The following is a 13,406-nucleotide window of genomic DNA, read 5'->3' as shown; positions in this document are numbered from 1 at the left end:
ACCCGTCGCCGTCTCGCGCCAGGCGCTGGCGGGAGGCGCCGACAAGTCGGGTTCGGGGGAGCGAAGACGACGCCGTTTTCGTCGCGTGGGTGGGCTGTCGACGGCCGGCGCTTGCTCTAGGCTAGGGGAACCGTCCGTCAATCATCAGGAGAGAGGGTGCGATGACCGATATAGCGCAGTTGCTCGGCAGCGAAACGGAAAGCCTGCTGACCCACCAGTGCCGGGGCATTCCGGCGGCGTCGATTCACGCGCCGGGCCCGGACTTCGTCGACCGGGTGATGGCCCACAGCGACCGCCGGCCCCACGTGCTGCGCAACATGCAGGCGCTGTTCGATCACGGTCGGCTCGGCGGCACCGGCTACCTGAGTATCCTGCCGGTGGATCAGGGCATCGAGCACTCCGCCGGGGCGTCCTTCGCGCCCAACCCGCTCTACTTCGACCCGGCCAACATCGTCGAGCTGGCCATCGAAGGCGGCTGCAACGCCGTGGCCTCGACCCTGGGCGGGCTGTCCTCGGTGGCGCGGCAGTACGCGCACAAGATCCCGATGCTGCTCAAGCTCAACCACAACGAGACGCTGACCTATCCGGCGGTCTACGACCAGACGCTGTTCGCCCAGGTCGAGCAGGCCTTCGAGATGGGCTGTGCGGCGGTGGGGGCGACCATCTACTTCGGCTCGCCCGAGAGCCGCCGCCAGATCGGCGAGATCAGCCAGGCCTTCGAGCGCGCCCACGAGCTGGGAATGGTCACGGTGCTGTGGGCCTACCTGCGCAACCCGGCCTTCAAGCACGAGGGCCAGGACTACCATACCGCCGCCGACCTCACCGGCCAGGCGATCCACCTGGCGGCGACCCTCAAGGCCGATATCGTCAAGCAGAAGATGGCCGAGACCAACGCCGGCTATCGCGACATCGGCTTCGGCCACACCCACGCCAAGGTCTACGACGAGCTGACCTCCGAGCATCCCATCGACCTGGCCCGCTACCAGGTGGCCAGCAGCTACATGGGCCGCGCCGGGCTGATCAACTCCGGCGGTGCGGCGGGCGGCGAGAGCGACCTGGCCCAGGCGGTGCGCACCGCGGTGATCAACAAGCGCGCCGGGGGCATGGGGCTGATCTCCGGCCGCAAGGCCTTCCAGAAGTCGATGGCCGAGGGCGTCGAGCTGCTCCATGCCATCCAGGACGTCTACCTGGACGACAGCATCACCCTGGCCTGATTCGGGGCGCGAGAGGCACGACGAAAAAAAGGCACGGCATAAGCCGTGCCTTTTTCGTTGCCGCCTCGCCGGGTGGGGCGTCGGAAACGCCTCAGGCGTCGATCAGCTTGCGCGCCTCGCGCAGGTTGGCGAGCGTCATGGCGCAGGAATCGGCGGCCTCGCGGCCCTTGGTCACGAAGTGCTCGTGGTAGAAGGCCGTGTGGGTGGCGTGCTCGTGGAAGTGGTGCGGGGTGAGCACCACCGAGAGCACCGGCACCTCGGTGTCCAGCTGGACGCGCATCATGCCGTCGATCACCGCGTGGGCGACGAAGTCGTGGCGGTAGATGCCGCCGTCGACCACGAAGCCGGCGCCGACGATGGCGTCGTAGCGGCCGCTTTTCGCCAGCAGCTTGGCCTGCAACGGGATCTCGTAGGCGCCGGCGACGCTGACGACGTCGATGCGGTCGGCCGCGATGCCGTGCTGCTCGGCGAGGGTGGCGGTGAAGGCCTCGCGGGCCTGGCCGACGATGTCGCTGTGCCAGCTGGCCTGGATGAAGGCGATGCGGGAGGCGTGTTCGAACTTCGACTGATTCATGGTCTTCCTCGAAAAAGCTACCAGAATCAGGGCATGCGGAACCGTCGACGGATAAACGGGGCGTGCGGCATCGACCGCGCGTCCGCGCCTTCCCGGCTGGGGTGCCGTTCTCTTTCATCCGGACTGTGACCGTCGGCTTCGGGATCTCACCGAATCTGCTGACCCCGGCGGCCGTGTTGGCCGGCCGGGCGCTCGCGGGCTCGTGTCGCTGGCAGGCTCGTATCGAACGAGGCGCACGGGACCATCACCGCCGGTGGGGACTTTCACCCCGCCCTGAGAACAGTGGCCATGAGACATGGCCGAGGCCTCATCATAGGGGCTCGCGCGGGACGCGCCAAGGCGTGGCGTCGACAAAAAAAGGCACGGCGTGAGCCGTGCCTTCTCGATGTCGCAGAAAGTGTCGCGATCAGTCGTCGTCGGCATCGTCCAGCAGCTGCTCGGCCTCGCCCACCACGTTTTCCACGGTGAAGCCGAAGTGTTTGAACAGGTCGCCGGCCGGGGCGGACTCGCCGAAGGTGCTCATGCCGACGATGCGGCCCTCGAGACCCACGTACTTGTACCAGAAGTCGCGATGACCGGCCTCGACGGCGATGCGGTTGCCCACTTCGGCCGGCAGCACGGCCTGGCGGTAGGCGGCGTCCTGGGCGTCGAAGACGTCGGTGGACGGCATCGACACCACGCGCACCGCGCGGCCCTGTTCGGCGAGCACGGCGGCGGCGTCCATGGCCAGGCCGACCTCGGAGCCGGTGGCGATCAGGATCAGCTCCGGGGTGCCCTCGCAGTCCTTGAGCACGTAGCCGCCGCGCTGGATGTCGGCCAGCTGCTGGGTGTCGCGCTGCTGGTGCGGCAGGCCCTGGCGGGACAGCACCAGCGCGGTCGGGCCGGCCTGACGCTTGATGGCCGCGTTCCAGGCCGCGGCGGTCTCCACGGCGTCGCAGGGGCGCCAGGTGGAGAGATTCGGCGTGGTGCGCAGGCTGGTCAGCTGCTCGACCGGCTGGTGGGTCGGGCCGTCCTCGCCCAGGCCGATGGAGTCGTGGGTGAAGACGTAGGCCGCGCGCTGGCCCATCAGCGCCGCCATGCGCACGGCGTTGCGCATGTATTCCATGAAGATCAGGAAGGTGGCGCCGTAGGGCACGAAGCCGCCGTGCAGGGCCAGGCCGTTCATGATCGCGCCCATGCCGAACTCGCGCACGCCGTAGTGCAGGTAGTTGCCGCCCGGCACCTCGGCGGAGATCGCCTCGGCGCCCTTCCAGAAGGTCAGGTTGGACGGCGCCAGGTCGGCGCTGCCGCCGAGCAGTTCGGGCAGCTGCGGGCCGAGCTCGTTGAGGCAGGCCAGCGAGGCCTTGCGGCTGGCGACCGAGTCGCCCTTCTCCTGGGCCTGCGCGATCATCGCCTCGCTGGTCAGCTCGGCGGGCAGCTCGCCCTTCTGGCGGCGCAGGAACTCGCGGGCCAGCTCCGGGTGGGCCTCGGCGTAGTGGTCGAAGCGCGCCTGCCACTCGGCCTGGCGGGTGCTGCCGGCCTCGTTGGCGTCCCAGCCCTGGTAGATGTCTTCCGGCACGTGGAAGGGCGCGTGGGGCCAGCCCAGCTGCTGACGGGCCGCGGCGACCTCGTCCTCGCCCAGGGCGGCGCCGTGGCACTCTTCCTTGCCCTGCTTGTTGGGGGCGCCGAAGCCGATGATGGTCTTGCAGACGATCAGGCTCGGCTTGTCGTCGTGCTGGCGGGCCAGCTCGATGGCAGCCTTGATCTCCTCGGGCTTGTGGCCATCGACGGCGGGCACCACGTGCCAGCCGTAGGCCTCGAAGCGCTTGGCGGTGTCGTCGGTGAACCAGCCCTCGACCTCGCCGTCGATGGAGATGCCGTTGTCGTCGTAGAAGGCGATCAGCTTGCCCAGCCGCTGGGTGCCGGCCAGCGAGCTGACCTCGTGGGAGACGCCTTCCATCAGGCAGCCGTCACCCAGGAAGCAGTAGGTGTAGTGGTCGACGATCTCGTGGCCCGGGCGGTTGAACTGGGCCGCCAGGGTGCGCTCGGCGAGCGCCATGCCCACGGCGTTGGCCAGGCCCTGGCCCAGCGGGCCGGTGGTGGTCTCGACGCCCGGCGCGTAGCCGTATTCCGGGTGGCCGGCGGTCTTGGCGTGCAGCTGGCGGAAGTTCTGCAGCTGTTCCAGGCCGAGCTCGTAGCCGGAGAGGTGCAGCAGGGAATAGAGCAGCATGGAGCCGTGGCCGTTGGACAGCACGAAGCGGTCGCGGTCCGGCCAGTGCGGGTCGGCCGGGTTGTGCTGGAGGTAGTCGTTCCACAGCACCTCGGCGATGTCGGCCATGCCCATGGGGGCGCCGGGGTGGCCGGAATTGGCCTTCTGGACGGCGTCCATGGACAGGGCGCGAATGGCATTGGCCAGTTCGAAACGGGACGGCATGGGGGTCAGCTCCTCGCCTGCGGCAGATAAGTAGCAATGACGCAGCCCGGTCGGGGGTGGCCGGGCATGGATCTCGGCTGGAATGTGCCGCGAAATGGGGCGGCACGCACGAATCAGGGCGAACATTGTCGCCGAATGGGCCGCGGCCTTCAAATCGCCGCGCCAGCGTGCGCGCCTGGCGGCCCCGGCGTCGGAGCGGCGCTAGGAAGCCCCGCGGCGAGCGTGTAAAATCCGCTCCCAGCCGGTCCGCCCGGGCCTCGGCGCCACGCCACCGCCCGAGCCTTGGGGCCAGATGCCTTCCTCCCATTTCCTGAGGGCCGAGGACGCCATGAGCGAATACTCCCTGTTTACCTCCGAATCCGTCTCCGAGGGGCACCCGGACAAGATCGCGGATCAGATCTCCGACGCGGTGCTCGACGCCATCATCGCCCGCGACCGCAACGCCCGCGTGGCCTGCGAGACCATGGTCAAGACCGGCGTGGCCATCGTCGCCGGCGAGATCACCACTTCGGCCTGGGTCGACCTGGAGGACCTGGTGCGCCGCGTGATCCTCGACATCGGCTATACCTCCTCCGACGTCGGCTTCGACGGCGAGACCTGCGGCGTGCTCAACCTGATCGGCAAGCAGAGCGTCGACATCGCCCAGGGCGTCGACCGCAGCAAGCCCGAGGACCAGGGCGCCGGTGACCAGGGCCTGATGTTCGGCTACGCCACCGACGAGACCGACTCCTACATGCCGGCGCCGATCCACTACTCGCACCGTCTGGTGGAGCGCCAGGCCGAGCTGCGCCGCAACGGCATGCTGCCGTGGCTGCGTCCGGACGCCAAGAGCCAGCTGACCTTCCGCTACGACGAGCACGGCAAGCCCTGCGCCGTCGACGCCGTGGTGCTCTCCACCCAGCACGACCCGGAGATCGACCAGGACGACCTGCGCAAGATGGTCAAGCGCGAGATCATCGAGCAGGTGATCCCGGCCGAGTGGCTGACCGAGACCACCGAGTACCACATCAACCCGACCGGCAAGTTCGTGATCGGCGGCCCGGTGGGCGACTGCGGCCTGACCGGGCGCAAGATCATCGTCGACACCTACGGCGGCATGGCCCGCCACGGCGGCGGCGCCTTCTCCGGCAAGGATCCGTCCAAGGTCGACCGCAGCGCCGCCTACGCCGGCCGCTACGTGGCCAAGAACATCGTCGCCGCGGGCCTCGCCGAGCGCTGCGAGATCCAGGTCTCCTACGCCATCGGCGTGGCCGAGCCGACCTCGGTGTCGGTCAACACCTTCGGTACCGGCCGCATCAGCGACGAGCGCATCATCGAGCTGGTCCGCGAGCACTTCGACCTGCGGCCCAACGCCATCACCAAGATGCTCGACCTGCTGCACCCGATGTATCGCCTGACCGCGGCCTACGGCCACTTCGGCCGCGAGCCGTTCGAGACCTCCTACACCTGGACCGACACCCAGGGCGAGGAGCACACCGAGACCTTCACCGCCTTCCCCTGGGAGAAGACGGATCGCGCCCAGGCGCTGCGCGACGCCGCCGGCCTGTAAGCGACCTCGCCTCCGGGTGACGCGGGGCCCCGTTCGGCACATCGCCGGGCGGGGCCCTTTGCTAGGGTTGAGGCAGGCCCTCCGGAGTGCCCGCCATGCCGCGCCGTCTTTCCCTCCTTCTCCTCTGCCTGTGGTCGTTGCCGCTGCTCGCCGACTGTCCGAGCTGGTCGACGCCCCGGGTCGAGCGCGAGCTCAGCGCATTGCACGACCGCCTGAGCGCCTGGAACGCCGCCTATCGCCGCGACGGTAGCTCGCCGGTAAGCGACGCCGTCTATGATCAGGCCCGAGCGCGTCTCGACGCCTGGCGCCGCTGCTTTCCCGAGCAGGCCCCCGATGCGCCGGCACCCGACACCGGCCCGGCCGGCGAGCTCGCCCATCCCGTCGCCCAGACCGGGCTTGCCAAGCTCGCGGATGCAGACGCCGTGCGCGCCTGGCTGGCGCGACGTGACGATGCCTGGCTGCAGCCCAAGGTGGATGGCGTGGCGGTGACGCTGGTCTACGAGGACGGCCGGCTGGCCCGGGCGATCAGCCGCGGCGACGGCGAAAGCGGCCAGGACTGGACGCGGCAAGTACGGCGCTTGCCCGCGGTGCCCGAGCGGCTGACGGGCGCGCCCCCGGCCCGCGTGGTGCTGCAGGGCGAGCTCTACCGGCGCCTCGACGGCCACGTTCAGGCGGAGACGGGAAGCGCGGGCGCGCGCAGCGAGGTGGCGGGCTGGCTGGCCCGGGAGCGGCTCGATGCGACCACGGCCGGCGAGATCGGCCTGTTCGTGTGGGCCTGGCCCGACGGGCCGGCGGCCATGGACGAGCGCCTCGAGGGCCTCGCCGCCATGGGCTTCCCCGAGACGGCGCGCTGGAGCCGCCCCGCGGCGGCGTTTGAGGAGGTGAAGCGCCTGCGCGATCGGCACTATCGCGGTGCGCTGCCCTTCGCCACCGACGGCGTGGTGCTCAAGCAGGGCCGGCGGCCGGACGGCGAGCGTTGGCGAGCCGAGCCGCCGGACTGGGCCGCGGCCTGGAAATATCCGCCCCGGGAGGCGCTGGCCGAGGTGCGCGGCGTCGAGTTCCGCGTCGGCCGCACCGGGCGCATCACGCCGCTGCTGCACCTGGTGCCGGTCACCCTCGACGGACGCCGCGTGAGCCGGGTGTCGGCGGGCTCGCTCGAACGCTGGGAGACACTCGATATTCGCCCCGGCGATCGCGTGGTCGTGGCCCTGGCCGGGCTGACGGTCCCGCGGCTGGACGGCGTGGCCTGGCGGGCGGTCGAGCGGCCCGATCTCTCGCCGCCGTCCGCCGATGACCATGGCCCGCTTTCCTGCTGGCACCCGACGCCGGGCTGCGAGGGCCAGTTCCTCGAACGGCTGGCCTGGCTCTCCGGCGGATCGGCGCTGGCCATTCCCGGGCTCGGGCCGGGCACCTGGCGCGCCCTGGTCGAAGCCGGCCTGGTGAGGGGCCTGCTCGACTGGCAGGCGCTGTCGCAAGACGCGCTCGCCCGCGCCGACGGCATCGGCGAGGTCCGCGCCCGGCGGCTGGCCGAGCGCTTCGCGGCGACCCGGGGGCGGCCGTTCGCCGCCTGGCTCGAGGCCCTCGGGCCGCCGCCCGGCTGGGACGTCGGGGACACCACGGGCTGGACGACCCTGTCGTCTCGACGCGAAAGCGACTGGCGAGGCCTGCCCGGCGTGGGGCCGGTGCGGGCCGAGGCGCTCGCGGCCTTCTTCGCCGACCCACAGGTACGAACGCTGGCGGCCCGGCTCGAGGCGGCCGGCATCGATGGTTTCTCGGGCGCCGCGAGTGTCCTCCCCGCGCAGCGTTGATTGTCCGCCGCTCGGCGGGCTGCCTATAGTGAGGGTCACGCTTTTCGTCGAGAAGAGGTGACCCATGAACCAGCCCGTCGTATCCGCCCCGCCGACCACGGACCACAAGGTGGCCGACCTCGAACTGGCCGACTGGGGCCGGCGCGAGATCCGCATCGCCGAGACCGAGATGCCGGCGCTGATGGCGATCCGCGACAAGTACCGCGACCGCCAGCCCCTGGCCGGGGCGCGCATCGCCGGCTGCATCCACATGACCATCCAGACCGCGGTGCTGATCGAGACCCTGATCGACCTCGGTGCCACGGTGCGCTGGTCGTCGTGCAACATCTTCTCCACCCAGGACCACGCCGCCGCGGCCATCGCCGCCGCCGGCATCCCGGTGTTCGCCTGGAAGGGCGAGACGGAAGAGGAGTTCTGGTGGTGCATCGAGCAGACCGTGGAGGGCCCCGACGGCTGGGCGCCCAACCTGGTGCTCGACGACGGCGGCGATCTCACCGCGCTGCTGCACGACAAGCGCCCCGAGTTGCTCGACGCGGTCCACGGCATCAGCGAGGAGACCACCACCGGCGTGCACCGGCTGCTGGAGATGGCCCGGGACGGCTCGCTGCGGGTGCCGGCGATCAACGTCAACGACGCGGTGACCAAGTCCAAGAACGACAACAAGTACGGCTGCCGCCACTCGCTGAGCGATGCCATCAAGCGCGCCACCGACCACCTGCTGGCCGGCAAGCAGGCGCTGGTGGTCGGCTACGGCGACGTGGGCAAGGGCTCGGCGGCCTCGTTGCGCCAGGAAGGCATGATCGTGAAGGTCAGCGAGATCGACCCGCTGTGCGCCATGCAGGCCTGCATGGACGGCTTCGAGGTGGTCTCGCCCTACTCGGGTGGCGTCAACGAGGGCATGCCGAGCATCGACCGGGCGCTGCTGTCGCGCATCGACCTGGTGGTGACCGCCACCGGCAACATCGACGCCTGCGACGCGGCCATGCTCAAGACGCTGAAGCCCGGCGCGGTGGTGTGCAACATCGGCCACTTCGACAGCGAGATCGACACCGCCTACATGCGTCGCCAGTGGCACTGGGAGGAGATCAAGCCGCAGGTGCACAAGGTCTATCGCGACAGCGATCCCGGCGAGTACGACCCGGACAGCCGCGACTACCTGATCCTGCTCTCGGAGGGGCGGCTGGTGAACCTCGGCAACGCCACCGGGCACCCGTCGCGGGTGATGGACGGCTCCTTCGCCAACCAGGTGCTGGCGCAGATCCACCTCTATGAGGGGCGCTTCGCCGAGCGCGACGAGGCCGAGCAACGCGCAGCACTCACCGTCTCGGTGCTGCCTCGCCACCTGGACGAGGAGGTGGCCCGCTACATGGTGGAAGGCTTCGGCGGCGTGATCACCCGCCTGAGCGAGGCCCAGGCCGAGTACACCGGCGTCGCGCCCGAGGGTCCGTTCAAGCCCGACGGCTACCGCTACTGACGCGCCGTCGGCCCCGGGCGACGGGCGACACGGGATCGTCACCTCGTCGCCCGGGGACTGTCATGCGCGGCGGGCATCCTGACCGGGTCACGTCAGGAGAATGCCCATGTCGACGCCCCCACGCGCGCGAACCCTCTTCGTGTCCGACATTCATCTCGGTACCCGGGACTGCCAGGCCGAGCTGCTGGCCAGTCTGCTGCGCCGGGTGCGGCCGGAGCGGCTCTATCTGGTCGGCGACATCGTCGACCTGATCGCCATGCAGAAGCGGGCGGTGCTGCCGCCGGCCCAGCAGCGGCTGGTGGCCAGGCTGCTGCGGCTGGCCCGCGGCGGCTGCGAGATCATCTATATCCCCGGCAATCACGACGCCGCCCTGCGCCGGCTGTGCGGGCTGCGCGTCCATCGGGTGCAGATCGAGCGCCGGGCGATCCACGTCACCGCCGACGGCCGGCGGCTGTTGGTCAGCCACGGCGACGAGTTCGACACCCACGTGCGCATCGCGCCCTGGATGCTGGCGCTGGGCGACGGCATGCACCAGTTCGTGCTGGCGCTCAACCGCTGGTGCAACCGCGCCCGGGGCGTGCTGGGGCTGCCGTACTGGTCGCTGGCCAGCGCGCTGAAGCGCCGGGTCGGCGCGGCCCAGCGCTACGTCGCCCAGTTCGAGCAGGCCGCCCTGCACCAGGCGGCCCGGGAGGGGCTCGACGGCTACGTCGGCGGCCACATCCACAAGGCCGGCTTCCGCGCCCGGGACGGCGTGCTCTACTGCAACGACGGCGACTGGGTCGAGCACTGCACGGCGTTGCTCGAGACCCCGGACGGCGCCCTGCGGCTGATCGACTGGCGGGGCGAGCTGCTCGAGCGCGAGCCGCTCGTCGACGCCCCGGCCGTGCCCGAGGAGGCGGATCTGGTCGGCGCCGCCCGGGTGCCGTGAGGCGCCGCTGCCGGTGTCAGGTGTCCGTGACGCCGGCGAGCGCCCGACAGGCCTCGAGCACTTCATCGGCCAGGGCGTCGTCCTCGAGGGCGCGGGCGATCGCCATCCCGCCGATCATGGCCACGGCCTGCTGGATGGCCTGCCGACGCGCCGTCATGTCTTCCCCGTCCGTCTGGCAGCGATCGACGAAGCCGCGGAACAGCCGCGTGTAGGTCTCTCTCACTCTCGTCTCCTGCCGGGTCACGTCGCTGACTAGGCAGGCCAGCGGGCAGTGGGTCTCCTCTCCGGCTCGATGCGCGTCGCTCAGGTAGCCCAGTACGCGCTCCCTGGCGCTCGCTTCCTCCAGGCGGGGGACGTTGGCCCGGGCGGCATGGTGAAGCGCCTCGGCGTAGAGCGCGTCCTTGGCGGTGAAGTGGGCATAGAAGGCGCCGCGGGTCAGGCCGGCCTGACGCATCACGTCATCGATGCTGGCGCCGGCGAATCCGTGCCGGGTAAACAGCATGGCCGCCGCATCGAGGATGCGGCGGCGGGTTCTTGCCTTGTGGTCGTCGCTCCAGGGCATGGTCGGGGCTCCTTGCAGACATGGCGGCATGGTGCCACAGGGCCACCCTATGTTCTTGAACATATGGTGGAGCGGGCTAGCCTTCTGGCATCCCCTTCGAAGGAGTGATCCCGCATGAGCGCTTCCGTGCATATCGTCGGTCCCCAGTTCAGCACCTTCGTGCGCAGCGTCCAGCTGTGCTGCGAGGAGAAGGGCGTACCCTACACTCTGGGCATGGAGGCCAACGGCCAGCCCGTGGCGATGCATTCCCCCGAGCACCTGGCGCTGCACCCCTACGGCAAGGTGCCGATCCTGCTGCACGGCGAGCGTCGGCTGGTCGAGACGCCGAGCATCTGCCGCTACCTGGACGCGGCGTTCGACGGGGCGGCGCTGCAGCCGGACGATCCCTGGGAGAGGGCGCGGGTCGATCAGTGGACCGGCCTGCTGGCGGGCTACGTGGACCAGGCCCTGGTACGCCGTTATCTGCTGGAGTTCGTGTTTCCGAAGGGCGAGGGCGGTGCCGTGCGCGAGGAGGCCGTCGCCGCGGCACGCCCCGGCGTGGCGAGGGCGCTGGAGGTGCTGGAGGCGCCGCTGGCCGAGGGCGACTACCTGGTGGGTGGCCTGTTTTCCGTGGCCGATGCCATCGCCGCCCCGATGCTCGACTATCTCGCGGGCCTCGACGATGCCGAGGCCCTGCTGGCCGCATCGCCCCGTGTGCAGGCCTACCTCGAGCGACTGAAGGCGCGGCCCGCCGCGGCAAACGTGCTGGTGGCGCCGAACCTGAGCGTGCTCAGCCGCTGATCAGCGGCAGCATCCAGCCGAGATAGAACGGGATCAGCAGCGGGGCGGCGAGGGTGGTGAGCAGCACGGCCAGGGCGCCCTTCTCCGGCGCCATGCCGAGCTCCATGGCGACCACCACCACGTTGGCGGCCATCGGCACCACGCCGATCAGCAGCAGCGCCGTGGCCAGTTCGGGCGACAGCCCGGTCGTGGCCTGCAGGGCCAGCACCGCGCCCAGCGCCAGCAGCGGCCAGAAGGCATAGCGCACCGCCACGCAGGCGCCGATGAAGCGCCAGTCGAACTGCCGTATCGAGACTCGCCCCAGCGTCATGCCGATGATCATCATGCCGAGCAGGGTGTAGGCGGGCGGGAAGACCTCGAGCCCCTCCATCACCGCGTTCGGCACCTCGAGGTCGGCGCCCTCCACCAGCAGCGCCGCCAGGAAGGCGTAGATCAGCGGCAGGCGCAGGATCTTGGCCAGGCTGTCGCGCACCGAGAAGCGACCCCGGGCGCTGAGATAGAAGCCCAGGGTGAACTCGTAGAGGGTCACGCCCAGCACGCCGAACAGGTACAGCGTCACGCCCTCCGGCGGCAGCAGCACCAGCGCCACCGGCAGGCCGAAGTAGCCGGTGTTGCCGGTGCCGGCGGAGAAGGCCAGCACCGCGCCTTCCTCGCCGGGCAGGGCGCGCCGGGCCACCGCGCTGACCAGCAGTGCCACCAGGCAGGCGGCGGCGAACAGCGAGGCGGTGATCAGCAGGTAGGCCGGGGTCGGCCCGCCGAGGATCAGCCCGCGGAAGAAGGTCAGCGGGGCGATCAGGTAGATCAGCAGGGTGGCGATGGGGCGGGGATCGACGGCCAGCCGCCGGGCCGCCAGCCAGCCCAGGCCGACGAAGGCCAGCAGCGTCCACAGCGGGCCCATCAGGGTATCGGGATCGAGGCTCATGCGTCGTCTCTTCCTTGTCGAGCGAGGCCTCATGATGCCCGTTCGAGGCAGGACTGTCAGGCGGCCGCGGCGTGTATCTGGAGTCTCAGTCATGAGGAACCCGGGCTCTACATGAAAGAAATCGATACAGGACCGACGAAACTTTCATTGGTCGGCGCGCCGCCGGCTGTCCACAATAGGCGCATTCATTCGCCGCCCGTCGCCGACGCGGCTCCTTCACCGCTCCATCAAGAGGACTGGATCGATGAGCGCACAAGAGCACCCGCTGGGTATCAGCTTCGAATTCTTCCCGCCGAACACCGAGGCCGGGCGTGACAAGCTGATGCAGACCCGGGATGCCCTGGCCACCCGCGGCCCGCGCTTCTTCTCCGTCACCTACGGCGCCGGCGGCTCGACCCAGCATCGCACCACCGACACCGTGCGCATGGTGCGCGAGTCCGGCTTCACCACCGCGCCGCACCTGTCCTGCATCGGCAGCGAGAAGGCGGCCCTGCGCGACCTGCTGAACCAGTATCGCGAGGAAGGCATCGACAGCCTGGTGGCCCTGCGCGGCGACCTGCCCTCCGGCATGGGCGGCATCGGCGAGCTGCGCTACGCCAACGAACTGGTCGAGTTCATCCGCGAGGAGACCGGCGACCACTTCAACATCGCCGTGGCCGCCTATCCGGAGACCCATCCCCAGGCGCCGAACGCCGACCGCGACGTGGAGAACTTCGCGCGCAAGATGAAGGCCGGGGCGAACCTCGCCATCACCCAGTACTTCTTCAACGCCGACGCCTATTTCCGCTTCGTCGAGCGGGCCCGCGCCCTGGGCGTCGAGGCGCCGATCGTGCCCGGCATCATGCCGATCACCAACTACACCAAGCTGGCACGCTTCTCCGATGCCTGCGGCGCCGAGATTCCGCGCTGGATCCGCAAGCAGCTCGAGGCCTACGGCGACGACAGCGAGTCCATCGCCGCCTTCGGCGAGGACGTGATCTCACGCCTGAGCCAGCGCCTGCTCGATGGCGGCGCGCCGGGGTTGCACTTCTACACGCTGAACCAGGCCGAGCCCACGCTGCGGGTGGTGGACAACATCTGCGGCTGAGCCGATGGCGCAGCGTGACGAATGAGAAGGGCCCTGCCAGCGATGGCAGGGCCTTTTGTTTTCCGGCGCGTGGGAAGCCGGCGCATCGACGGTCC

Annotated in this window: 11 protein-coding genes and 1 riboswitch; of the genes, 7 read left to right on the top strand and 4 right to left on the bottom strand. The window is 70.2% G+C overall.

The genetic code is table 11. The features are described 5' to 3' along the window. Positions 1-161 precede the first annotated feature (161 nt). Entirely contained in the window at positions 162-1,214 is a 1,053-nt protein-coding gene (locus CVH10_RS14860) for a class I fructose-bisphosphate aldolase (protein ID WP_106489097.1), read from the top strand. A 91-nt stretch (positions 1,215-1,305) separates the two neighbouring features. Here the strand turns inward: CVH10_RS14860 and CVH10_RS14855 are convergent, their stop codons facing one another. Together CVH10_RS14855 and tkt are read right to left on the bottom strand one after the other, a co-directional pair. Next, positions 1,306-1,788, bottom strand: coding sequence for a 6,7-dimethyl-8-ribityllumazine synthase (locus CVH10_RS14855; RefSeq protein WP_106489096.1), 483 nt, complete (start codon positions 1,786-1,788; stop codon positions 1,306-1,308). A 102-nt stretch (positions 1,789-1,890) separates the two neighbouring features. Next, positions 1,891-2,073: riboswitch (FMN riboswitch) on the bottom strand. 121 nt (positions 2,074-2,194) lie between these two features. Further along, entirely contained in the window at positions 2,195-4,201 is a 2,007-nt protein-coding gene (tkt, locus tag CVH10_RS14850) for a transketolase (RefSeq protein WP_106489095.1), read from the bottom strand. 328 nt (positions 4,202-4,529) lie between these two features. Between tkt and metK the strand changes: the two genes are divergently transcribed. From metK to CVH10_RS14830, 4 genes are all read left to right on the top strand, one after another. Beyond that, on the top strand, positions 4,530-5,750 hold the full coding sequence (metK, locus tag CVH10_RS14845; RefSeq protein WP_035597170.1) for a methionine adenosyltransferase: 1,221 nt from the start codon (positions 4,530-4,532) through the stop codon (positions 5,748-5,750). Positions 5,751-5,845: 95 nt separating this feature from the next. Next, positions 5,846-7,558 carry an NAD-dependent DNA ligase LigB gene (ligB, locus tag CVH10_RS14840; protein WP_106489094.1) on the top strand — a complete coding sequence of 571 codons (1,713 nt, stop codon included), beginning with the start codon at positions 5,846-5,848 and terminating at the stop codon, positions 7,556-7,558. Positions 7,559-7,622: 64 nt separating this feature from the next. After that, positions 7,623-9,032 carry an adenosylhomocysteinase gene (gene ahcY / locus CVH10_RS14835; protein WP_035597167.1) on the top strand — a complete coding sequence of 470 codons (1,410 nt, stop codon included), beginning with the start codon at positions 7,623-7,625 and terminating at the stop codon, positions 9,030-9,032. A 106-nt stretch (positions 9,033-9,138) separates the two neighbouring features. Next, positions 9,139-9,960, top strand: a complete 822-nt coding sequence (locus CVH10_RS14830) for a UDP-2,3-diacylglucosamine diphosphatase (protein WP_035597164.1) — start codon at positions 9,139-9,141, stop codon at positions 9,958-9,960. Between the two features lie 16 nt (positions 9,961-9,976). Here CVH10_RS14830 and CVH10_RS14825 read toward each other — a convergent pair whose 3' ends face one another. Continuing rightward, on the bottom strand, positions 9,977-10,522 hold the full coding sequence (locus tag CVH10_RS14825) for a TetR/AcrR family transcriptional regulator (RefSeq protein ID WP_106489093.1): 546 nt from the start codon (positions 10,520-10,522) through the stop codon (positions 9,977-9,979). A 114-nt stretch (positions 10,523-10,636) separates the two neighbouring features. Here CVH10_RS14825 and CVH10_RS14820 point away from each other — a divergent pair, with 114 nt between their 5' ends. Further along, the gene (locus tag CVH10_RS14820; RefSeq protein WP_106489092.1) at positions 10,637-11,302 is read left to right on the top strand and encodes a glutathione S-transferase family protein; all 666 of its coding nucleotides are present in this window, start codon (positions 10,637-10,639) and stop codon (positions 11,300-11,302) included. Here the strand turns inward: CVH10_RS14820 and CVH10_RS14815 are convergent. Continuing rightward, the gene (locus CVH10_RS14815; protein ID WP_106489091.1) at positions 11,292-12,224 is read right to left on the bottom strand and encodes an AEC family transporter; all 933 of its coding nucleotides are present in this window, start codon (positions 12,222-12,224) and stop codon (positions 11,292-11,294) included. The genes CVH10_RS14820 and CVH10_RS14815 overlap by 11 nt on opposite strands. Positions 12,225-12,468: 244 nt before the next feature. Here CVH10_RS14815 and metF point away from each other — a divergent pair, with 244 nt between their 5' ends. Then, on the top strand, positions 12,469-13,311 hold the full coding sequence (gene metF / locus CVH10_RS14810) for a methylenetetrahydrofolate reductase [NAD(P)H] (RefSeq protein WP_035597152.1): 843 nt from the start codon (positions 12,469-12,471) through the stop codon (positions 13,309-13,311). The last annotated feature ends 95 nt before the right edge of the window (positions 13,312-13,406 follow it).

The organism is Halomonas sp. ND22Bw (assembly GCF_003011945.1).
Classification (GTDB): domain Bacteria; phylum Pseudomonadota; class Gammaproteobacteria; order Pseudomonadales; family Halomonadaceae; genus Halomonas; species Halomonas halophila.
The sequence above is the reverse complement of the archived record's forward strand: the minus strand, read 5'-3'. Positions and strand labels throughout refer to the sequence as shown.